A 21315-nucleotide genomic window follows, 5' to 3' on the forward strand; every position below is an offset into this window, starting at 1 on the left:
AGAGCGCAACCATGAATCCGTCCCAAGAATCCGTCCGCGACAGTGCGGCAACGCTTGTCGCGCAACCAACCTATACCCTCTGGCAACTCGTCTGGTACTTCATCCGGCTAGGGGCCCTGGGCTTTGGGGGGCCGGTTGCCCTGGCCGGTTATATGCGCCGCGATCTGGTGGAGGGAAGAGGCTGGATCGCCGGCGGCGACTACAAGGAAGGTTTGGCGCTCGCCCAGCTCGCGCCAGGTCCTCTGGCCGCGCAGCTCGCCATTTACCTCGGCTACGTGCATTACCGCGTTCTTGGCGCCACGCTGGTGGGGATCGCCTTCATCCTGCCGTCGTTCTTCATGGTCGTTGCCCTGGGGTGGGCATATATGCGTTTTGGCGGCCTGGCGTGGATGCAAGCCGTGTTCTACGGCGTGAGCGCTGCGGTGATCGGCATCATTGCCATCAGTGGCTACAAGCTCACTACCAAGAGCGTGGGCAAGGACAAGCTGTTGTGGGCCATCTATCTGGCGCTGGCCCTCGTCACTGTCATCACCGAATCCGAAATTGCCTGGCTGTTTCTGGCGGCCGGTCTGCTGGTCTGGTTTTGGCGTGCGCCGCCCAGGTGGGTAAAGTCCGGTCATCTGTCGGCGGTGGCAGCGGTATCCGTGCCGGCGGGGGCTACGCTGAGCACGCTGGACTGGCCGCTGCTCTGGCAAATCGCCTTGTTCTTCGCCAAGGCGGGAGCATTCGTCTTCGGCTCCGGGCTGGCCATCGTGCCGTTTCTCTACGGCAGCGTGGTTACCGACTTCCACTGGCTCAATGACAAGCAGTTCGTCGATGCCGTCGCGGTAGCCATGATCACGCCGGGACCCGTTGTAATCACGGTCGGCTTCATCGGCTACCTGGTCGCGGGCCTGCCCGGAGCCTGTGTGGCGGCCTTGGCTACCTTTCTGCCTTGTTATCTGTTCACCATCATCCCGGCGCCGTACTTCAAGAAGTACGGAAAACTGCCCGGTATTCTCGCCTTCGTTGATGGCGTGACCGCCGCTGCGATCGGCGCCATCGTGGGCGCAGTCATCGTTATCGCCCGGCGCACGATCGTCGATGTGCCGACATTGCTGTTGGCAATGGCTGCAGTGCTATTGCTGCTGTGCTTCAAGAAACTGTCCGAGCCGATGATCGTTGCTGGCGCGGCGATGATCGGCTTGGCGGTTTATCCGCTGCTGCACTAAGTGCTTTTCCAGGAGTTCATCATGCAATGGATCACTCGTGAACGGCCCAAGATCGACCGCATCGCCTGTCCATGGCTAATCGCCCGGTTCATCGACGCAACGCCAGAATTTCTCTACGTGCCGGCGGGGGATGTTCTACGCATCGCCAAGGAAACCGCCGCAATTCCCTACGACATCCCTGGCGTGGAACTTTCGCACGTTGGAGAACTGTGCAGCTTTGACGCCTTCCTCGATAGGTACAGGCTGGCGGACAACCCGGCGCTGCAGCAAATGGCCAGAATCGTTCGCGGCGCCGACACCTCGCGCCTGGACCTGACCCCGCAGTCAGCCGGACTGTACGCACTATCGCTGGGCTTGTCGCACTTGTACGCCAACGACCACGTCATGCTTGGCCATGGCATGGTCATGTACGACGCTTTTTATGCCTGGTGCCAGTCGTGCCAGGAGGAAACGCACCGCTGGCCACCGGTCATGCCCATGGCATAAGGGGCGACGCCAGGTCTTCGATTCTCATGACCCGAGTTCCCACCGTCAATGAACATCGACACTTGACGCCGCACGCCTCGGCTACTCCCTTGCGCACTCAGGCCCGCGCCACCGCGGCTTCGGCCGGCGCCTGCCGTTCCGCGTAGCGGCGCGCCAGCACCGCGCAGACCATCAGCTGCATCTGGTGGAAGATCATCAGCGGCAGCACCACCACCCCCATCTGCGAGGTGCCGAACAGCACGGTGGCCAGCGGAATCCCCGATGCCAGCGACTTCTTCGAGCCGCAGAAAACCAGCGTGATCTCGTTTTCCTTCGACAGCCCCAGCTTGCGGCTGCCCCAGGTCGTGACCAGCAGCACCGTGCCCAGCAGCAAGGCGTTGACCAGCACCATGGAGGCCAGGTCGATCGGCGGGAACGCGTGCCAGATGCCCTGCGCCACCGCCTCGCTGAACGCGGTGTAGACGGCCAGCAGGATAGAGCTGCGGTCCACTTTCGACAGCGTGCGGTTGTTGCGCTGGGCCCAGGCGCCGATCCAGGGCCGCAACAGGCTGCCTACCGCGAACGGCAGCAGCAACTGCAGCAGGATGCGGCCGGCATCGGCCAACCCGTGCCCGCCGCCCTGGCGGTGGAGCAGCACCGCCACCAACAGCGGCGTCAGCACGGTGCCCAGCAGGTTGGACGCCGTGGCCGCGCAGATCGCGCCCGGCACGTTGCCGCGCGCCATGGAGGTAAAGGCGATCGACGACTGCACAGTCGAAGACAGGGTGCAGACGAACAGCACGCCCAGCCACAGCGACGGCGTCAACAGATTGGGAAACAGCGCCCGCAGCCCCAGGCCCAGCGCCGGAAAGAGCACGAAGGTGCAGGCCAGGATCAGCGCATGCAGGCGCACGTCCTTCACCCCCGCCACGATGGCATCCGTGGACAGGCGCGCGCCATGCAGGAAGAACAGCAGCGAAATGGCGATGTTGCTGGCCACTGTCATGAAGGCCGCGCCCTGGCCCACGGCCGGGAAGAAGCTGGCGAAGACCACCGTGGCGATCAGGATGAGCGTGAATTGGTCGGGCAGGAAGCGGCGCATGGCAAAGGTTTCCGTAAAGGTTGCGGAAAACTATAGGCGCGCCTCTTGCCATCGTGAAGACCACTAGGTACTTTAACTGCCATCGGAATATCCTATGACCAGGCCGCCATGCTCAATCCCCTCTGGCTCAAGACCTTCACTGCCGCCGCCGCCGCCCCGAGCTTCACCGAAACCGCCCGGCGGCTGGACCTGACGCAGCCCACGGTCAGCGAGCACATCCGTCAGCTGGAGCAGGCCCTGAACCGCCGCCTGTTCCAGCGCGACACGCATTCGCTCGCGCTCACCAGCGACGGCCGCAGCCTGCTGGTGCATGCCCAGATCATCCTGGACGCGCACGAACGCGCCGAGCGCCTGTTCGACGCGCCCCGCCTGCGCGGGCGGGTGCGCCTGGGCACCTCGGACGACCTGGCGATGGGTCCCCTGCCCGACGTGCTGGCCGCGTTCCGGCTGGCCCATCCCGAAGTGGAACTGGACCTGACCATCGGCGTCACCAGCGAGCTCTACAAGCTGCTGGACGACAACGGCCTGGACGTGATGATAGGCAAGCGCCGCAAGGGCGACCGCCGCGGCCAGACCCTGCACAAGGAAGCCCTGCTGTGGCAGGCCAAGGAAGGCCTGCGCGTGGCGCCCGGCGAACCGCTGCCGCTGATCCTGCTGCGCGAACCCAGCGTGACGCGCAGCCTGACGCTGGACGCGCTGGCCCGCGCCGGCCGTAGTTGGCAGATCGTGTGCACCAGTACCAGCTACGCGGGCTGCCAAGCCGCCGCCCGCGCCGGCCTGGGCATCACGGTGCAGCCCTCGCATCTGTCCACCGCGGGGCTGGCCGCGCCGGCGGGCGCCGCGCAGTTGCCGGCCCTGCCGCAGGTGGAATTCATCGTGATCTCGACGCCCGCGCCCAACAAGCCCACGCGGGCACTGACCGAGATTTTGATGCGCAGCACGCTGACCTGAGGCGCGGCATCTAGTGCTCGCGGCGCGTATCTCGAATCGCAATGGGCGCACGGTCCATTGCCATCAGCAGCTCACCCAGCCCTCGGGCCGTCGCCCCCTCCATCCGCCCGCCCGGCCCGCAAACCTCGTCCGCGCTGGTCCATGCCGGTGCCGCGCCTGGCAGGCGGCGCGCGCGCAGCCAACCCTGGCGGTCGACCATGAACTGCGCGCCCGCCAGTTCGCCGGGCAGTACACCCGCCGCCAGCGCGTAGGCGTTCCAGGCGTCCACGCCCGCAGCCACGCAATCCGCAGCCACGTCCAGAGTCTCGCCGCGCGTCAGCGCCACGGTCAGCAGACGCGGATCTTGCGGCTCGTCGGACGCGCCCGGTACCTGCGCCATCACCCGCAGGGGCAGTCCGCGCAAGCCGCTGAGCCGGGTCGCCCGACCGTCGCGGCAGACGATATCGACGACCGGCGCAGCGACTGCCGGCATGCCGCTGCCGCCATAGGCCCGCAAGCGCAGATAGTCCAGCATCTGCCAAATCTCGTCAGCACTCAACGTTGCACCGAACGCGGGCATCACGGGCTTGCCGGCAGGCTCCTGGCCGCCATGCGCGATGCGCCAGTGCAGTTCCCCTTCCAACCGGTTCTGGAACAGGGCCGGTCCCAGCACGCTGGGCCACACCGGCAGGCTGGCCGCGAGCTCGCCCCGTCCATCGGCTGCCGCACCATGGCATGCGGCGCAATGCGCCTGGTACAGCCGCCCGCCTTGCAGCAGGTTGGCGTCGGAAAACGGCAGCGGTGAAAGCTGATAGGAGGAACTGTGCGCCTCGGTCAACAACATCTGCGGACGCGGCCAGTCGGTCAGCAGCGCCAGCGCGGCAGCGGCGCCCAGCCATGCCAATCGCCGGCGCTTGGCGAACAGCGCGCCGCACAGCAAGGCCAGCGCCGCCGCCGACTGCGCCAACGCCAGCCACAGCTGGCGCCAAGTGTGCGGACTCACGGGCAGGTCCGGGTCGTAGCGCCACGCGAACGGCCAGTAGGCCAGTACGGGAGCCTGGACCAGCGACCTCCAGATCGCTGCGGCCAGGAACAGCGCCAACGCGGCCAATCCGATCGTCAGCAGCACCGCAACGCGCCGCCGGGCCGGCCGAGCCGCGCAAGCGGCCGCCGGCTGACGCCGCGCGATGCTCACCACGTCGCGTCCAGCCCCAGCAAGGCCAGCGCGCGATGACGCAAGGCCGCCAGGCGCGGATCACCGCGATGCCTGGGGTAAGGCAGATCGTTGACGATCTCGTCCTTGATCCGCGCCGGCCGCTCGCTCAGCACCACGATGCGCGTGGCCATGAACAGCGCCTCCTCCACATCGTGCGTGACCAGCAAGGCCGTGTAGCCTTCGCGTTGCCACAGGTCCACCAGTTCGGACTGCATGGCGATGCGGGTCAGCGAGTCGAGCTTGCCCAGCGGCTCGTCCAGGATCAGGATGCGCGGATCGTTGACCAGCGCGCGCGCCAGCGCGGCGCGCTGCGCCATGCCGCCGGACAGCTGGTGCGGGTAGGCCTGGCCGAACGCCTTCAGACCCACGCGCTGCAAGGCCTCGTCCACCCGGCTGCGCTGAGTCTTCAACAGCCCGCGCGCCTGCAGCCCCAGGGCCACGTTGTCCCACACCGTGCGCCAGGGATACAACGTCGGATCCTGGAACACCACGATGCGCGAAGGCGAAGGTCCCGTGATGGGCTCGCCGTCCGCCAGCAGACCGCCTTCGGCCGGAGGCTCCAGGCCCGCGACCAGGCGCAGCAGCGTGGACTTGCCACAGCCGCTGGGTCCCAGCAAAGCCACGAACTCACCCGGCTTCACGTCCAGGTCTATGCCGTCCAGCACCGGCAAGTCCGCACCATCCAGATCGAAATGATGGCTCACGCCGCGCACGGCCAGCGCGGCGCCGGATGCTTTCTGTTGTTCAGACACGGCCGCCGCTACCATTTCACCACTCCCTTTTGCCAGGCCAGGAGGCGGTCGCGTCCCAGGAACAGCAAGGTGATGAGGCCCGAGAACACCAGCGCCATCACGATCAGGGCGCCGTACATATTGGCGTAGGAGGCCCAGCCCTGGGCCCACGACAGGTACCAGCCCAGTCCAGACTTCACGCCCATCATCTCGGCCGCCACCAGCACCGAGAACGACGCGCCCAGGCCCATGAACAGGCCCACGAATACCTGCGGCAAGGCCGCCGGGATCGCCACGCGCAGCACCAGGAACCATTCAGTGGCGCCCATGGTGCGCGCCACGTCGTAGTAGGCCCGGTTCACGCCGGCCACGCCCGACCAGGTCAGCACCGTGACCGGAAACCAGGTGGCCAGCGCAATCAGGAAGACCGCTGCCGACCAGCTCGACGGAAAGAAGAAGAACGCCATCGGCAGCAAGGCCGTGGACGGCACCGGCCCCAGGAAACGCAGCACCGGATGCACCCAGTAGCCCAGGCCGCGCGACCAGCCAATGGCCACGCCGGTCAGAAAGCCTGCGGCGGCGCCCAGCAGAAAGCCGTTGGCCAGCAGCCACAGCGAGTTCGCCAGGCTGTCGGCCAGCCGTTTGTAGTCGGTCGCGTAGACCTCGATCAGCGACTGCGGCGGCGCGAAGAACGGGCTGGGCAGGAGCGCCAGCTTGGCCGTCGCGATCTCCCAGGCGCCCACCGCCACGGCCAGGGCCGCGAGCCAGGGGCCCGCGCGGTGCAAGGCGCGCACTGCACGCAACTGCCCCGCCCCCGGCGCCGCCGCCAGCAACAGCAGCAACGCCAACGCCAAGGCCGCCGCGCCGAATTCGCGCGTATAGCCCCAGGACGAAAAGCCGACTTCCACATTCGGCCATGACAGCGTCACAGCGCCCACGCCCGCCCACAGGACGGCGGCCACGATGCCAGACTTCCACAAGCGCCGGTCGCGCGCAGGCGGATTCGCGCCCGCGGCCGGGGCATGCAATACGTCAGCCGAGGACATTGGGCACCACCACTTGCGCGTACTTGTTGACGTCCAGGCCCGCGCTCAGCACCTTGATCGTCTTCAGGTCCTTGGCATAGCCCACGATCTCCTCGCGCAACGCCGCCCCGGTCGACGCATGCCCATGGCTATGGCTGCGCAGGATCGCGGCCACGCGTTCGGCCGGCACCTTGCCGGGCACATAGGGCGCGAAGATGCGCGCGGTCTCGTCCGGGTTGGAAGCCGTCCAGCGCTGCGCGTCGATCACCGCGCGCGCAATGGCTGCCGCGGCCTCGGGATCCTTGCGTACCAGGTCGCCGCGCAGGCCCAGCACGCAGCAGGTGCGGTTCTCGTAGTCGCCCTCGATGTTGGTGGCGATCTCACGCAGCTTGTTGTCCTCGCGCAGCGTGTAGATCAACGGATCATCGCCCGCGATGGCGTCGACCTCGCCCTTGCGCAGGACCTCGCCAAACAGGTCTTGCGGATACTGGCGCCAGTCCACCGATTCCGGATCGATGCCCAACTGCGCCACGCGGATCGCGAAGAAGTTCTTCACCGGACTGGCCTGGTCAGACACCGCCACGCGGCGTCCCTTCAGGTCGTTGACGCTCTTGATCGGCGAGTCTTGCGCCGTCAGCAAACGCATGCAGCCGCCATGCGTGCCCACGGCCAGCTTCACGTCAAAGCCCTGTTCCAGCGGCTTCAACCAGCGCAACGCCATGCCGATGCCGCCATCGGCGTGGCCGGTGGCGATCGCCTCCAGCAGCTGATCGGTGGAGCCGCCGAAGTTGATGCGTTCGACCTTGAGGTTGTACTTGTCGAAGAAGCCGCGCTCCAACGCCACCGACACAGGCGATTGGCAGACCGCGGTCTGGCTCCATGCGATCTTGAAAGTGCGCGGCGCCGCATTGGCGGCTAGCACGCGCGAGCCCAGCATGCCCAGCGGCGCGGCAAGGCCCGCGGCGCCTGCCGCTCGCAACAGCGAGCGGCGCGAGATTCCCCGCGTGGAGATGGTGCGGGAATGGACGTTCGTATTCATCAACCTTCCTTTTGAGCAGACTGTGAATGGCGATGATTGCCATGCGGCATCATCGGCCTGCGCTCAGGGGTTCGACAAATACAAAGTCGGGATAACAATATGGGCGGCGCATCGCCGCCCAGGAGCCGGCCTACTCGGGCAAGTGATCCGGAACGCCGTCCTCGTCGACCAGCTTGATGCGGTCCAGCGCGTTGCGCGCGGCCGACATGGCCTCGACCGTGCTGCGGAAGCGCCGGCTGATGAAGATCTCGAAAGCCTGGGTGTCCGGCTCCGCGTCCTGCGCGTCTGCCGGCGCGGCGTCAGCCGGTTGCGCTTGCGCGTCCGCCTGGGCCGCGGCCTGCGCGTCCCGTTCGGCCTGGCTCTGCTTCTTCGGCAGCCGCCGCGTTTCGATGAAAGCGCGCGGCGGCACGCGCCCCTCGGGTTGGGTCGCGTACGCGAGCACCGAAAATCCGTTGATGATCTTCTCAGCCATTGCGGTTCCGTGTGGCCGCGTCCAAGAAAGGCGCGGTTCCTTGTTACCGACTACGGCCCGCCGCGGGGAAACTTAAGCCAGCGCGGCCTGGCGCGCGCGCACGTACGCCGCCACCTGCTCCAGCACGTCGGACAGGTCGGCCTGCAGCGGCGCGAAGCCCGCATTGCGCTCGCGCGTAGCCTCGTCCATGTACAACGGACGGCGGATTTCCACCTGCAGGCTATGGCGGTTCAAGGCCGGCTGGCCGATCTGCGCGATCAGCTGCACGCCCTTGTACGGGTCGTTGCGCGCCACGGTATAGCCCTTGCCGCGCAAGGCCGCCTCGATCAGGGCGATGAACTCGGGCTCGCAGGTCGTGCCATCGCGGTCACCCAGCACGAAGTCCGCCAGCGGATGCTCGCTCTGTCGGCCCAGGCGCTCGTAGGCATCGTTGGGCATGGAGTGCAGGTTCAGGTGCCAGACCGCGCCAAAGCGCTGCCGCACCTGCTGGATCGCCTGCGACAGGGCCGCGTGATAGGGCTCGTAGTACGCCTGTATGCGGTGGCGCACTTCGGCCAGCGTCAGCTTGCGATCGTAGATCGGCGTGGACCTGTCCATCCTGCGCCAGATCAAGCCCTTGCCCAGGCGGGTCTTTTCGCCCGGGTCCAACGGTTCGGGCCAGGGTTGCGCCAGCAGCTCGGGGTCCAGATCCTGCAGCGTGCGATTGGGGTCGATGTAGACTCGCGGAAAGTTCGCGGCGATCAGCGTCGCGCCCAGGGCGGGCGCCGCCGACCACAACGCGTCCACATGCGTGTCCTCGCCCTGGCGCAACTGCGCCAGGGTGGCCGCGGCGCCGAAATCGTCCGGATAGCGCTCGCCGCTATGCGGCGAATCGCAGACCAGCGGCAGGGCCGGGCCCGTGGGCTCGTGTACGGAAACAGCGTCGAAGTCGGCGTGGGTCATCGTCAATCAGCCTGAATGTTGGCGGTCTTGGCGACCTTGGCGTAACGGGCCAGGGCCTGCTGGATCTGCGCCTCGAATTCCTGGGGCGTGGTGCGCACCAGCGTACCACCCACTTCCTCGGCCTTCTTGCGGAATTCCGGATCATCCTGCGCGGCGCGCACCGCCTTGTTCAGGCGTTCGATCACGGCCGGCGGCGTGCCGGCGGGCGCCACCAGGCCAAACCAGCCGCCCGTGCCCATGTCGGGGTAGCCCAGTTCGATGTAGGTCGGCACGTCGGGCAGCAGCGGGGAGCGTTCGGCGCCCAGCACGGCCAGCGCGCGCAGCTTGCCGCCCTGCACCTGCGGCAGGGTCGAGGACAGGTTGTCGGTGATCGCATCCACCTGCCCGCCCATCACGTCATTGAGCGCTGGACCCGCGCCGCGGTACGGCACGTGCAGCAGCTTGATGCCGGACAGCATCATGAAGTTCTCGATGTTCACGTGGCCCAGCGAGCCCACGCCCGGCGAGGCGAAGCTGTAGCGTTCCGGCTGCTTCTTGGCCAGAGCCACGAATTCAGCCATGTTCTTGGCCGGCAGGCCCGGGTTGATCGCGAAGATGCTAGGCACCGCGACCACATTGGCCACCGGCACGAAATCCTTCACCGGGTCGTAGTTCATCTTGCGGAACACGGCCGGGTTCGAGCCGTGCGTGCTCATCGTGGCCATGCCGATGGTGTAGCCGTCGGGCGTGGCGCGCGCCACCTGCTCCATGCCCATGGAACCGCCGGCGCCGGCCTTGTTCTCGACCACGATGGTCTGCTTCAGGTCGCGGCCGGCGTACTCGGCCACCAGGCGCGCCACGATGTCGGTCGAACCGCCGGCGGCGAACGGCACCACCAGCTTGATGGGACGGGCGGGATAGTCGGCGGCTTGGGCGATGCCGGCGAAGGTCAGCGTGGCGAACATGCCGGCGAGCGCGAAGCGCGCGGACCGGCCCAGAAGGCGGCGGGACATGGGGATGACTCCGAAAGTTGAAGGTCAAACGACAAGGCCGCCAGTGTCCGAACTTTACGGTCCCCTTTCAAACGACTATATTGCACGGCTTCATTACCAATGGTCATGCTAGATGCGACTGCACTCGCCCTCCATGTCCGAACTGCACGCCTTCGTGACGGCGGCACGCCTGGGCAGCTTCACCCGCGCCGCGGAGGTCCTGTGTGTCACCCAGGGCGCCGTCAGCCGGGCCATCTCGCGCCTGGAAGCGCATTTCGGCCAACCGCTGATGCATCGCAACGCCCATGGCCTGACCCTGACCGAAACCGGGCGCCGCCTGTACGACGGCGCGCAGGGCCCATTGCAGGAAATCGAAGCGCTCAGCGCCGGATTGCGCGCCAACGACCGCCGCCTGCGCCTGACGCTGTCCACGGTGCCGACGCTGGCCAGCGCCTGGCTGGTGCCACGCCTGTCCGACTTTCACGCGCGCCATCCCGATATCCAGCTAGGCTTCGCGGCCTATCGCCGCAACGAGGATTTTTCGGGCGCGACGCCCGACGCCAGCATCCTGTCGGGCATGCCGGAGCAATGGCCGGGTTGGCAGGCGGACTATGTGATCGGACGGGAAATGGTCGTGATCTGCCACCCCGGCCGGCTGGCGGCGCGACGCGCGCAAGGGCTCTGGGACACGCCCGCGGGCCTGCTCGGGGAGCCGTTGCTGTATCACTCGAACGGCGTGGACAACTGGGTGCAATGGCTGAGCGCCGCCGGCGTGCCGCGCGCCTCGGTCCAGCTGGCCAATGGCTTTGACCAGGTTTCCATCCTGGTCCGCGCCGTCATGGCCGACATGGGCATCGCCGTCCTGCAGCGCTGCCTGGTCCGCGACGACCTGCTGGCCGGACGCGTGGCGGCTCCGTTTCCCGAGCTGCCCATCCGCATCGCCCGCGGCTACCACTTGTGCGCCCCGGCCCAGCGCCGCGACCATTACGCGCTGGCCTGCTTCCGCCAGTGGCTGCTGGAGACCGCCGGGCGAGACCCGGACGTGTTGGCCGCCGGCCCGGGCTGAAAGTCCGGCTGCGCGAAACATGCGGTTTCGCGCGGCGGCGATCAATTACTACCAAACGAAAACGGGCTCCTGCAGAGGAGCCCGTTCACATGACGCGGCGGAATGCTCAAGGCGCGAGCTTGAACCCCAGGTCCACGCCCCACTTGTCGGTCTCGCGCAGCCATTTCGCGCCGCAACTCAGGCAGCGGAAATGATCTTCACGGCTTTCCTCACGGCCCTTCTGCGTCGGATTGGTAAAGCCTTGATGCCCCAGATGGGCATGCGGCGCAACGCCAGCAAGCCCCGGGTTAATGCGTTGGCAAGCCAGGCACATAACGCTCATTGATGCTTCCCTACAAACATAGTAACCAAATTGTAAGGGATTTCACCAATACTTTTCTATCGATATGTGACGGTAAATCCAAAAATAATTGTTAACGCCACAATTAAACAACGGTCGGCATGGCGGACAGACAGGTCGCCAGGTGGTACGGCGAGGTCGAAGGCATATCCGCGCGCACCACCGTTCCTTCCGCATCCAGGCATTCGTACCAGCCGCCCGCGTGCAGGAAACGCGTTCGGAACAGGGCCAAACCGGCCTCCAGCGCGGGCAGGTCGCCCAGCACGCCGAGTACCCGCAGATACTCGGTCTGCGCCCAAATCCGGCGCGTGTCGTCGATCACGGCGCCAGACTCGTCCAGCGATGCCACCACTCCGCCCGCGTCCACGCCATGGCGGCGCGACCAGCGCACGGCGCGCGGCAGTGATTCCGCCAGGTCCAGGCCGTCGAACACCTCGGCCGAGCCATGCACCAGCGACAGCCATTCGAACTGATGCCCGGGCTCCAGCCGGTTCCCGGCCGTGCCTTGCCGCGCTTCCGAAATGCATTGCGAGGCCGCGTGCACGAAGAATTGACTGATGCCTTGCGCCAGGCCGCGCAGGCGCTGCGCGTACAGCGCCGGCTCCGCGACCTGGGCTGCCGCCAGATACGCCTCGGTCAGATGCATCATGGGATTCTGCGCGGGCGCGCGCAGCGGCTGGCTCAGGTCCGCGCTGAGCGCGGCGTGATACAGCCCATCGGCGGTCTTGAAACGCGCCTCGATGGTCGAGGACGTGGCCAGCATGAGCTTGCGCGCATCCGCGTTGCGGCTGCGGCGGAAATAGGCCGCGCAAGCCAGCACGATAAAGGCGTGGGTGTACAGGTCCTGCGTTTCGTCCAGCGGACGCGCCTCGGCATCCACGCTGTAGCGCCAACCGCCATGGACCTCGTCGCGGAACACCCGCCGCAGCGATTCGAACAGCAGATCGGCATGCGCGCCAGCGGCGGCGCCCGGCGCTTCTGAAAATACGTAGAGCTGGCGCGCGCAAGCCATGGCACGGTAGCGCTCAACCGGCAGCGCAGCGCCAGTGGCCGCGTCCAGCGATTCAAAAGGCAGACCGAGCGCGCCATTGAAACCCTGCCCCATCCAGAGGGGCAGGACAACGGAATCAAAATGGTGGCGTAATGCGCGGATGTGTTCCGCAAGTGAAGAGTTGGTCTGTGCGGCAGTCATCTTGGAACGGCGCATACCCAATAAGGGCCCCAGATTTTGGAGCAGCAACGATAACCGAAATTTTCGCCGCAAACCGTTGAGTATTCTCCGAAGCGTCATGCGCACACAGACCGGTCCTGCCAATCAGCTCCGTCCAGGGCGTAGCGCCCTATCGGAAGATGTTTTCCTCTACCCAGTTCTGCGCGAATACTTCCGCGCGATCGCGTGCTTCGTCCAACGAAGCGCAGTTGCCCAAGTGGGAAAACGCGGCATCCACTTCGGTGCCGCCCTCGGCCGTAACCGTCAGCAGTACGCCATATCCGCCGGTATCCATGGCCGCTGTGGAAACGTCGATCAGAACTTCCTGGTCACGATGCTGCATGTGCTACCTCCCAGTCGGTTACCTAAACGCGTGAACCACGCGTGACGTTGCGGGAGCAGGATTCCCGCGCAAATGAATAGACCTGCAAACGTCACGCAAGTTCATCTTACTGGCGACTCGACGCCCGCGATACGTCGAAAAGCAGCCAAATCGCGCATTCCGTCTCAGGAAATTCCCGTAGCGCCCCCGGAATACTCGCGAAGCTGCGACATACTGCGAAAACATTCGCAAATTGTGTGGGATTTTCGTAAGCCAAACGATCAAGACGCAGCGAAACGCGGCACGCGGGCCTGCGCCGCAGCGCCTGTCGACATTATCGGATTCTGCAGCTGGCGCGCACTGCGCGGCGCTATCGCAAATGGATCGCGCCAGGCTCTTCCATGCGCAGGGAGAGCTTGCCCTTGTCGGTGATGAGCCAGCGGCCATCCGCGCCAGCTTCAATGCAACGCAACGTCTCCAGCGCCTGCGCCACGTGCGCGGGCACTTCAGTCTGGGCAGCGCCGGGCTCGCCATTGTCGGCCACGACGCGCAGCCAATGTCCCAACTCGCCTTTCTCGAAACGATGCAATGCCATGCGGTGATTCTCTCTTGAATACCCAACGATAGCATGTCGCCAGGCCGGTCCTGGTGACCTGTAAAGAACGCTAGGCCAGCAGGCCGGGCAGCGATGACGCCAGCAGCGCCACGCCCGAGACGGTGAGCAGGCCCAACACGATGCGGCGGAACGCCAGGTCGCTGATGCCCACGTACACGCGCGTGCCCCACAAGGTCGGCACCAGCATCGCCGGCAGGATCACCGCGAACAACGGCAGCATGTCGCGCGTGACCACGCCGGTGTAGACGTAGCTCGCCATCGTCACGACCAGCATCGACAGATTGAAGTTCTGGATCACCGCGCGCTGCACGTCGCGGTCGAAGCGGCGCAAGGTACACCACAGAGTGGGAATGACGCCGGTGAATCCGCCTATGCCGCCCATGACGCCGCCCATCGCGCCCACCACGCCGTCGGCGACTCTTCCGCCTGCGGAGATGGGAGGCAAGCGCGTCGCGAACAGCATGACGGGGCACCAGACCGCCAGCAGTCCGCCGACCAGCGCCTTGAACATCAGCGGATCCAGGTACGGCAGCAGTTTGACGCCCAGCGGAATGCCCAGCAGTCCGCCCGCCACGAAGGGCAGCAGCTGCGCCATTGCGAAACCGCGGCGCACGCTGAACGCGGCCAGCAATTGTCCGGTCAGCGAGCCGAACACCACCATGGCGGCGGCGAGCTTCGGATCTATCGTCCAGGCCCAGAACGACATGGCCACCATGCCGAAGCCGAAGCCCGACAGGCCCTGCACGAAACCGGCGGCCATGGCGCCCGCCGCGACCAGCACATATAAGGAATCCATATCCGCCGCACGCCCGCAAGAGAAGCCGGGACCGGTCCCGGCGCACGACATTCTAGAACGCGCAGCTATTCCGTCCCGTGGCTGGGCGCGCCTGCATGGACTACGGCTACGAGGGGCGCAGCGCCAGCGGCCGCTTCAGGCGCGTCGCCGCGGCCGAGGCCGCCACGCTGGCGCCGATCAGGGCCAGTCCCAGCGCGAGATCGGCCGAGATGCGCTCCTGGAACACCAGCGACGACACGATCAGCCCGATCACCGGCACGCAGAGCATGGCGATCGACGTCGCCACCGGCGGCATCTTCTGCGTCATGCCCAGCACCACGATGAAGGTCAGCGCAGTGGCCAGCGGGCCGGTGTACAGGATCACGGGCCATGCTTGCGGCTCGGCCAGAAAGACAGGCGCGCCATCGCGCAGCCACGCCAGCGCGGCCAGCGGCAGCGCCGCGATGGCGGTCTGCCAAGGAATCATGTCCGCGCCCAGGCGGATATGCCGGTTGCCGCGCAGCTGGATGATGTTGCAGGCCCAGGCGAAGGAGGCGCCCAGCAACATGGCCAGCCCGATCACCGTGTGCGCCTGCCATGGGCTAAACGCGGGCGCCACGATGACGACGATGCCGGCATAGCTGAGCGCCGTCGCCAGCCATTGGGCCAGCGACAGGCGTTCCTTCAGGATCAGCGAGGACAGCGGAATGACCCAGATGGAAGTGGCATAGGCAATGACCGACGCGCGTCCCGGCGCCACGTATTGCAGGGCCCACAGCGCCAGCGCGGTGAACGCGCCCATCTGCAGCAGCGCCACGCCTGCCACCAGCGGCCATTCCTGCCGCGTGGGCAGGCGCAGACGGCCCAGCATGCCCAGCACCAGCGCGCTGATCAGCGCAGCCGAGCCGAAGCGGCTGGCGGCCAACCAGAGCGGGCTCATGTGCGTCAGCCCCAGCTTCATGACAGGCCAATTGCCGCCCCAGATGGCTACCGCGCCGACCAGCGGCAAAAACCTGCCCAATGTGCTCTGCTGACTCATTACTGCCCAATCTACCGCTTGAATATTCCGTGTTTTGGCCCAATTGCCAAACGAGGGAATAGTCTATAGGGTAAACCCCAGCATATTTAGCTGCATTCGATCGCATTACCCGTCATACTCAGCACGGATGGATTGCCGAATGACCATAACTGGGTGACTTATGCCGGAAATCAACCTGGATGCCACTGACATCCGTATCCTCAACGAACTCCAGCGCGATGCGCGGCTGACTAATGTCGAGCTCGCCGCGCGCGTGAACCTGTCCGCCTCGCCCTGTCTGGCGCGGGTGCGCCGGCTCGAGACCGAAGGCCTGATCGACCGCCGCGTCACGCTGTTGAACGCCCGCAAGCTGGGCCTGAAGGTCAACGTGTTCATCCAGATCTCGCTGGACAAGCAGCGCAAAGCGGCGCTGGACGTGTTCGAACGCGAGATCGCCGTCCTGCCGGAAATCATGGAGTGCTACCTGATGTCGGGCGACGCCGACTACCTGATCCGCGCCCTGGTGCCGGACGTGGACGCACTGGAGCGGCTGATCGTCGAACACATCACCCGCATCCCCGGCGTGGCCAGCATCCGCTCCAGCTTTGCGTTGAAGCAGGTGCTCTACACCACCGCGGTCCCGCTGGCGTGAAGCCCCGCAGCAACTTGCAGGATCCCCGGCGCCCCTCCACAATGAAGGCGCCGCGCGGGCTGCGCGCCCGCGCCAGCGCCCCTCCCATCGCCTAGCAAGGAGAACACCATGCCTGAAACCGACTGGTTCCCCGGCGGCACGCTACCCGATCGTCAGGGCTACTTCGAAGTGGAATTCGAAACCGGTGAAACCGAAATCACACGCTACGGCATGCTCGGCTGGGAGCCCGAGCAGGACCGCGGCCCCATCAAGCGCTGGCGCGGCCTGGACCCGGCCATCGAAGCTGCCGAGATGCAGCGCGAGAGCGCGGTGCGCAACAACGGCGACTCCCTGATGGGCTGAAACGCTGACGACGCGTAAAAACAAAAACGCCGCGGAAAACATCCGCGGCGTTTTGCCTTGCCGGCAGGCTCAAAGATCCAGCTTGGAGATCTTGGTGCCGGCCAGGGATACGCCCGCCATCAGGCCGCCGTTGTTCATCACGAAACCAACGATGGGCTGCTGCGCCGTATTCGTGTCGATGCGGCCGTTGGCGCCGATATTGACGACGGCCACCGTGGCGTCGGCGCCCACGGTCCAGCCGCTGCTGTTGCGGAACTTGCTCAGCGCCTCGTCCGTCATGAACAGCAGCACCATCGCCTTGGACTGCGCGCCAGCCTGGAAGCCGACCGAACCCGCGGTGGTGCTGTAGTAGCCGGCGGTGGAGCCGCCCACGTGCAGCACGCCCTTGCCGTGCTCGGCGCCGATGATGAAGCTGCCGCTCAACACGTCGGGAAAGATCAGCACGCCCCGGGCACGCGCGACCAGCTCCCTGGACTGGGGCGAGGCTTGATAAAGCTTGCCCAGCGTGGCCTCGGCCGCGCTGTTCAGGGACTGGCGCTGTTCAGTGGCGGTTGCGGAGGATTTGGGACTGGTAGTGGTGCAACCCGTGAACATCAGGCCGGCTACACCGATCGCCGCGGCAGCCAGGCCGGCGCGACGCAAGACAGGAAAAGTATCAAACATGGAACTCTCCTTTTTTGTTGTCACCCTCTGCCACTGTACCGGGCAAATCGGCCAGCGCAAAGCACACGATTGTGTGAAAAGAAACAAAACCTGCCTGCATGCCCAAGCCCTGCTACAGGATCCCGTAGCGCGGTTCGCCGGTGGACTCGTCCACCGACACGATGCCGGACAGCACCAGTTCGGCATGGCGTCTCGCAATCCCCGGATCCTCGAAGGTGACGAAGCGCGGCAACGACCAGCGCCGCTCCAGTTCGCCCTCCGCCTTCCGGCACACGGCAACCTCGATCGCCAGCACGCCTGTGTCCAGCCGGATGACCTGGCATTCCACTTCGAACCCATCGATATGACGCTGTGGCCACGCGCCCATTCCTCGCTCCTGAAAGAGGTTTTCCCGGCCGCAATATGCCAAAAATATTGGGCCTTGAAAAGCAATGTTTTCAAGGAGTTATGACGTACTAGTACGGCTAGTGCGAACGCATCTTGAAGTCCGCGGAAATGGCTGCCGGCCACTCCTTTCCGAGGACTTTGCAGCGGGCCTGCGCAATCGCGCGGACTGCTGTTTTCAGCCGCGCGGCGGACGTATCCATTGCGCGTCCCACAAGCCTTCGCCGCGTTCGAGCGCCGCGCCCAGTGCCTGTTTGCTGCGCTGCGCCACCGCCGCGAGCAAGGCATTGCAAACCGAGAAGGCCGCAGTGTAGGAATCGAAAGGCGAGGCGCTGGAACTGCGCGCGACCAGCACATGGTGAGCGGAGGCGGCAGCGGGCGCCGACGCGGAGTCGGTGACCAGGATTACCTTGCCGCCGCGCTGCCGGAAGTACTGCACCGCTTTGGCTGCGGCGACTGAATAGCGTCTGAACGTAAACGCCAGCAGCACATCGGCCTCGTCGATCCAGAGCAGTTGGTCCTCCAGGAACAGAGGGCCGGCGGCGACCATGGGCTTCACCGACGGCAGGCACAGGTTCAGGTAGAGCGCCACATGGCTGGCCAGCGGCGCGGCCTGGCGCAGTCCCAACACATGCACCCGGCCCTTACGCTGCGTCAGCAGCCGCACGGCCGCCTCGAAGGCCGCCACGTCGATCGACGCGTAGGTCTCCTTCAGGTTGTGCTGGTCATGCAGCAAGGCGTTGTGCAGGCAGGCGCGCGGCGTAGGCTTGTCGGCGCCCACCGCGTCCGCCCGTTCGCCGGGCGAGGCCAGGCGCGCCGTCACTTCCGCGCGCGCCTCCATCTGCGCCTGCGCATAGCTTTCGTAGCCCAGCTTGGCCAGCAAGCGCACCACGGTGGAGGCGCTGGTGCCGACCTGCCTGGCCAGCGCCGTCGCCGATTCCAGCAGGCTTTGCGGATAGCGCGCCTGCATTTCCTCGACCAGCACTTGTTCGCTCTTGCTGAGCTTGCGGCCGTAGCCGGCGATACGTTGATGCAGATTCATGCTTGCCCGGGTCCTAGGTGATAACCCCAAATTTCACAACACACATTGCATCTTATATTGCAGCCTGCAATCTTCATTGCAAATTAGACCAAACCCGCAGTCATCACCGAGAATTCCATGAAGCATCACCCCCAGGGGCCGTCCTTGGCCCGCCGCTGCCTGGTCCTGGCCGGCCTGGGCGCCACCCTGCTGCCGCTGGCCGCACGCGCCAACGCCTATCCCTCGCGCCCCATCACGCTGGTCGTCCCCTTTCCTGCGGGCGGCTCCGTCGACCTGATCGGCCGGCTGTACGCGGACGCGCTGGGCAAGGCGCTCGGTACCAGCGTCATCATCGAAAACCGCGACGGCGCCGGCGGCGCCATCGGCAGCAAGCGCGTGGCGCGCGCCACGCCTGACGGCTACACGCTGGTCGCGTCCTCGCAAAGCTCGCATCTGGCCAACCCGTTGATGCGCAATGATCTCGGCTATGACCCGATCAAGGACTTCGTTTCCATCTCGCAGCTATCGCGCACACCCAATGTGCTGGTGACCAATGCGGCCGTGCCGGCGCGCAACCTGGCCGAGTTCGTCGCGCTGCTGAAGGCGCGCCCCGATCAGCTGCACTACGCCACCGCGGGCATCGGCAGCATGGGCCAGCTCAACGCCGAGCTGCTGAAGAACACCTTGCAGCTGCAGGCCGTGCACGTGCCCTACCGTGGCGGCGCGCCGCTGATCAACGCCCTGCTCTCCGACCAGGCGCAGTTCGCGCTGGATAACCTCGCGCCCTTCCTGCCGCACATCCAGGTCGGCAAGATGCGCGCGCTGGCGGTGGCCGCCCCCAAGCGCCTGGACTCCCTGCCCGACGTGCCGACCTTCGAGGAACTCGGCTATCCCGTGCTCAACTCCATGTCGTGGATCGGCCTGGCCGCGCCCGCCGGCACACCGCCCGACATCGTGCAGAAGCTGCTGGCCGCCGTGCGCACCGCCGCCACCGAGGACGGCATGCCGCAATCCCTGGAAAAGGCCGGCGCGCTGCCGCCCGAGAACCAGACTCCGCAGCAGTTCACCGCCATGATGTCCGAGCGCCTGGCGTTGTACAAAGACCTGATCGACCGCGCCGGCATCCGTCCTGAATAGGCCAGACCCTCATGAAAAATCCCGCTTTCGAACCCGACACCGCTCCCCTGGAAGTCCTGCCACGCGACCTCTCGGCCTACCGCGAGGGCAATGTCGGCATCCCCTACGTGCACCGCTTCGAGTCGGGCCGGCCCGGCCCGCACGTGCTGATCAACGCCATCACGCATGGCAACGAGATCTGCGGCATGGTGGCCGCGACCCATCTGCTGGACAGCGGCGTGCGCCCCAAGATCGGCACGCTCACCGTCAGCTTCGCCCACGTCGAAGCCTATGAAGCCTTCGATATCGAGAACCCCTACGAGAATCGCCAGCTCGTCCACAACCTGAACCGCATCTGGTCGGCCGCCATGCTGGACGGTCCGGAAGACAGCCCCGAACTGCGCCGCGCGCGCGAACTGCGTCCGGTGCTCGACGCCGCCGACTTCGTGCTGGACATCCACTCCACCCGCGCGCCGGTGCAGCCCTTCTGGGTCTACACGGAAATGGACCGCAACACGGCGCTGGCCAGCGCCGTCGGCGCGCCACAGGTGCACCTGGTGATGCCGCCCGACCTCTTCCCCGGCACCGGCGTCATGGGCTACGGCCGCCATGGCGATCCGCGCTCCGACAGCAACGGCTCGCTGGTGGTCGAATGCGGCCAGCATTTCGCGCAATCCGCCGCCGACCTGGCCACGGACGTCACGCTGCGCTTCCTGGCGCACACGGGCCTGATCGACATGCCCGCCGGCACGCCGCCCCCGCCCGCGCCGCAGCGCTACCGCCTGCTCGAAGTGCACATGGTGAAATCCGAAGACTTCAACTTCACGCGTCCGGTGATCGGCTTCGAAACCTTTGCCAAGGACGAGCTGATCGCCATGAATGGCACCGAGGAGATCCGTTCGCCCTGTGACGACTGCACCATCTTCATGCCCACGCGCATGCCCATCGTGGGCCGCGAAGCGGTGTACCTGACCGTGGCGATCTGATCGCTGCCCGCCGGCGCCTGGCCCGGATCCGTCAAAGATCCGGAATCAGGCGCTTGCCCAGGCTGATGACCTCGTCCTGCTGAAAGCCCAGGGTCGCGTAGAAATCCTTCACCGCAACATTGCCCGACCGGATCAGCAGATTGATCTTGGGGCAGCCCATTTCCAGCAGCTTGCGCTCTACCGCCTGCATCAGCGCGCTCGCATGGCCGCGGCGCTGATGCGCCGGCGATACCGCCAGATAGTTGATCCAGGCGCGATGGCCGTCGTAGCCGCCCATCAGCGTCGCGACGATCGCGCCGTCTGCCTCCCCCACCAGGAACAAGTCCGCCTGCACCGCAAGCTTGCGCGCAATGTCCTTGCGCGGATCGTTCCATGGGCGGGTCAGGCCGCAGTCATGCCACAGCTGGATGATCGCGGCTTCGTCGGTCGAATGGTAGGGCCGGATGGCGAGGTCTTGCGCACTCATGCTTCGTTCCTTCAAGGATGGCAACGAAAGCCTTGCGATACGCCTCGACAGCGGGACCAGCCAGAAACAGAAAAGCCACGAGGGGTATCGTGGCTTTCAGGTTTTGGCGCCGATGGTTCAGCGCCCGGACGTGACTAGCCACTCAACATGGACGTCGAGTGATTCGTCGGTAGGTTGCGCCGGACATCAGCGCGAAATGCGGTGCGTTCATGCAGGCAAGCATACATGAGGCGC

Annotated in this window: 26 protein-coding genes; 8 read left to right on the forward strand and 18 right to left on the reverse strand. The window is 66.0% G+C overall.

Annotated features, from left to right (window positions below; genetic code table 11):
• Nucleotides 1–11: 11 nt before the first annotated feature.
• Entirely contained in the window at nt 12–1211 is a 1200-nt protein-coding gene (locus AC6LKD_RS19415; RefSeq protein ID WP_498117152.1) for a chromate transporter, read from the forward strand.
• Between the two features lie 21 nt (nt 1212–1232).
• Entirely contained in the window at nt 1233–1697 is a 465-nt protein-coding gene (locus tag AC6LKD_RS19420) for a chromate resistance protein ChrB domain-containing protein (RefSeq protein WP_498117153.1), read from the forward strand.
• Nucleotides 1698–1794: 97 nt separating this feature from the next.
• On the opposite strand, the gene AC6LKD_RS19425 is transcribed toward AC6LKD_RS19420, so the two are convergent.
• Nucleotides 1795–2778: a bile acid:sodium symporter family protein gene (locus AC6LKD_RS19425; protein WP_013392962.1), complete on the reverse strand. Its 984-nt coding sequence runs from the start codon at nt 2776–2778 to the stop codon at nt 1795–1797.
• Between the two features lie 108 nt (nt 2779–2886).
• Between AC6LKD_RS19425 and AC6LKD_RS19430 the strand changes: the two genes are divergently transcribed.
• A complete protein-coding gene (locus AC6LKD_RS19430) occupies nt 2887–3729 on the forward strand; it encodes a LysR family transcriptional regulator (protein ID WP_498117154.1) in 843 nt (280 codons plus the stop codon).
• A 10-nt stretch (nt 3730–3739) separates the two neighbouring features.
• On the opposite strand, the gene AC6LKD_RS19435 is transcribed toward AC6LKD_RS19430, so the two are convergent.
• From AC6LKD_RS19435 to AC6LKD_RS19465, 7 genes are all read right to left on the reverse strand, one after another.
• Complete coding sequence (locus tag AC6LKD_RS19435) at nt 3740–4837, reverse strand: c-type cytochrome (protein WP_498117155.1); 1098 nt, start codon at nt 4835–4837, stop codon at nt 3740–3742.
• Between the two features lie 62 nt (nt 4838–4899).
• On the reverse strand, nt 4900–5691 hold the full coding sequence (locus tag AC6LKD_RS19440; protein ID WP_498117156.1) for an ABC transporter ATP-binding protein: 792 nt from the start codon (nt 5689–5691) through the stop codon (nt 4900–4902).
• Nucleotides 5685–6701 (reverse strand): ABC transporter permease, encoded by a 1017-nt coding sequence (locus AC6LKD_RS19445; protein WP_498117157.1) that lies wholly within the window; start codon nt 6699–6701, stop codon nt 5685–5687. Before AC6LKD_RS19445 ends, AC6LKD_RS19440 begins: the two co-directional genes overlap by 7 nt.
• Nucleotides 6688–7719, reverse strand: a complete 1032-nt coding sequence (locus tag AC6LKD_RS19450) for an ABC transporter substrate-binding protein (RefSeq protein WP_498117158.1) — start codon at nt 7717–7719, stop codon at nt 6688–6690. The genes AC6LKD_RS19445 and AC6LKD_RS19450 overlap by 14 nt, the downstream gene beginning before the upstream one ends.
• 130 nt (nt 7720–7849) lie before the next feature.
• Nucleotides 7850–8191 (reverse strand): hypothetical protein, encoded by a 342-nt coding sequence (locus AC6LKD_RS19455; protein WP_498117159.1) that lies wholly within the window; start codon nt 8189–8191, stop codon nt 7850–7852.
• 72 nt (nt 8192–8263) lie between these two features.
• Nucleotides 8264–9133 carry an N-formylglutamate amidohydrolase gene (locus AC6LKD_RS19460; RefSeq protein ID WP_013392955.1) on the reverse strand — a complete coding sequence of 290 codons (870 nt, stop codon included), beginning with the start codon at nt 9131–9133 and terminating at the stop codon, nt 8264–8266.
• Nucleotides 9134–9135: 2 nt separating this feature from the next.
• A complete protein-coding gene (locus tag AC6LKD_RS19465) occupies nt 9136–10125 on the reverse strand; it encodes a Bug family tripartite tricarboxylate transporter substrate binding protein (protein WP_013392954.1) in 990 nt (329 codons plus the stop codon).
• Nucleotides 10126–10237: 112 nt separating this feature from the next.
• Here AC6LKD_RS19465 and AC6LKD_RS19470 point away from each other — a divergent pair, with 112 nt between their 5' ends.
• Nucleotides 10238–11170 (forward strand): LysR substrate-binding domain-containing protein, encoded by a 933-nt coding sequence (locus AC6LKD_RS19470; RefSeq protein WP_498117160.1) that lies wholly within the window; start codon nt 10238–10240, stop codon nt 11168–11170.
• 106 nt (nt 11171–11276) lie between these two features.
• Here AC6LKD_RS19470 and AC6LKD_RS19475 read toward each other — a convergent pair whose 3' ends face one another.
• The 6 genes from AC6LKD_RS19475 to AC6LKD_RS19500 all read right to left on the reverse strand — a co-directional run bounded on the left by AC6LKD_RS19475 (nt 11277) and on the right by AC6LKD_RS19500 (nt 15472).
• Nucleotides 11277–11492 carry a hypothetical protein gene (locus tag AC6LKD_RS19475; protein WP_013392952.1) on the reverse strand — a complete coding sequence of 72 codons (216 nt, stop codon included), beginning with the start codon at nt 11490–11492 and terminating at the stop codon, nt 11277–11279.
• Between the two features lie 103 nt (nt 11493–11595).
• Entirely contained in the window at nt 11596–12702 is a 1107-nt protein-coding gene (locus AC6LKD_RS19480) for an AGE family epimerase/isomerase (RefSeq protein WP_041655410.1), read from the reverse strand.
• A gap of 148 nt (nt 12703–12850) precedes the next feature.
• Nucleotides 12851–13063: a hypothetical protein gene (locus AC6LKD_RS19485; RefSeq protein ID WP_008159938.1), complete on the reverse strand. Its 213-nt coding sequence runs from the start codon at nt 13061–13063 to the stop codon at nt 12851–12853.
• Nucleotides 13064–13412: 349 nt separating this feature from the next.
• The gene (locus AC6LKD_RS19490) at nt 13413–13637 is read right to left on the reverse strand and encodes a hypothetical protein (RefSeq protein ID WP_013392950.1); all 225 of its coding nucleotides are present in this window, start codon (nt 13635–13637) and stop codon (nt 13413–13415) included.
• A gap of 70 nt (nt 13638–13707) precedes the next feature.
• Nucleotides 13708–14454: a sulfite exporter TauE/SafE family protein gene (locus AC6LKD_RS19495; RefSeq protein WP_498117161.1), complete on the reverse strand. Its 747-nt coding sequence runs from the start codon at nt 14452–14454 to the stop codon at nt 13708–13710.
• A gap of 106 nt (nt 14455–14560) precedes the next feature.
• Complete coding sequence (locus AC6LKD_RS19500) at nt 14561–15472, reverse strand: DMT family transporter (protein ID WP_498117162.1); 912 nt, start codon at nt 15470–15472, stop codon at nt 14561–14563.
• 160 nt (nt 15473–15632) lie between these two features.
• On the opposite strand from AC6LKD_RS19500, the gene AC6LKD_RS19505 reads away from it, so the two are divergent.
• Both AC6LKD_RS19505 and AC6LKD_RS19510 read left to right on the forward strand, forming a co-directional pair.
• Nucleotides 15633–16103: an Lrp/AsnC family transcriptional regulator gene (locus tag AC6LKD_RS19505; protein WP_006226939.1), complete on the forward strand. Its 471-nt coding sequence runs from the start codon at nt 15633–15635 to the stop codon at nt 16101–16103.
• A gap of 108 nt (nt 16104–16211) precedes the next feature.
• A complete protein-coding gene (locus tag AC6LKD_RS19510; RefSeq protein ID WP_498117163.1) occupies nt 16212–16445 on the forward strand; it encodes a hypothetical protein in 234 nt (77 codons plus the stop codon).
• A gap of 69 nt (nt 16446–16514) precedes the next feature.
• Here the strand turns inward: AC6LKD_RS19510 and AC6LKD_RS19515 are convergent, their stop codons facing one another.
• The 3 genes from AC6LKD_RS19515 to AC6LKD_RS19525 all read right to left on the reverse strand — a co-directional run bounded on the left by AC6LKD_RS19515 (nt 16515) and on the right by AC6LKD_RS19525 (nt 18534).
• Nucleotides 16515–17108: a BPSL1445 family SYLF domain-containing lipoprotein gene (locus tag AC6LKD_RS19515; RefSeq protein WP_013392946.1), complete on the reverse strand. Its 594-nt coding sequence runs from the start codon at nt 17106–17108 to the stop codon at nt 16515–16517.
• Nucleotides 17109–17220: 112 nt separating this feature from the next.
• A complete protein-coding gene (locus AC6LKD_RS19520) occupies nt 17221–17475 on the reverse strand; it encodes a hypothetical protein (RefSeq protein WP_013392945.1) in 255 nt (84 codons plus the stop codon).
• Nucleotides 17476–17670: 195 nt separating this feature from the next.
• Entirely contained in the window at nt 17671–18534 is an 864-nt protein-coding gene (locus tag AC6LKD_RS19525; protein WP_013392944.1) for a MurR/RpiR family transcriptional regulator, read from the reverse strand.
• A 117-nt stretch (nt 18535–18651) separates the two neighbouring features.
• Here AC6LKD_RS19525 and AC6LKD_RS19530 point away from each other — a divergent pair, with 117 nt between their 5' ends.
• Both AC6LKD_RS19530 and AC6LKD_RS19535 read left to right on the forward strand, forming a co-directional pair.
• On the forward strand, nt 18652–19650 hold the full coding sequence (locus tag AC6LKD_RS19530; RefSeq protein ID WP_498117164.1) for a Bug family tripartite tricarboxylate transporter substrate binding protein: 999 nt from the start codon (nt 18652–18654) through the stop codon (nt 19648–19650).
• A gap of 11 nt (nt 19651–19661) precedes the next feature.
• Nucleotides 19662–20615: a M14 family metallopeptidase gene (locus AC6LKD_RS19535; RefSeq protein WP_498117165.1), complete on the forward strand. Its 954-nt coding sequence runs from the start codon at nt 19662–19664 to the stop codon at nt 20613–20615.
• A gap of 31 nt (nt 20616–20646) precedes the next feature.
• Here the strand turns inward: AC6LKD_RS19535 and AC6LKD_RS19540 are convergent, their stop codons facing one another.
• Entirely contained in the window at nt 20647–21081 is a 435-nt protein-coding gene (locus tag AC6LKD_RS19540) for a GNAT family acetyltransferase (RefSeq protein ID WP_013392941.1), read from the reverse strand.
• Nucleotides 21082–21315: the final 234 nt, after the last annotated feature.

Source organism: Achromobacter sp. D7-1 (assembly GCF_059760445.1).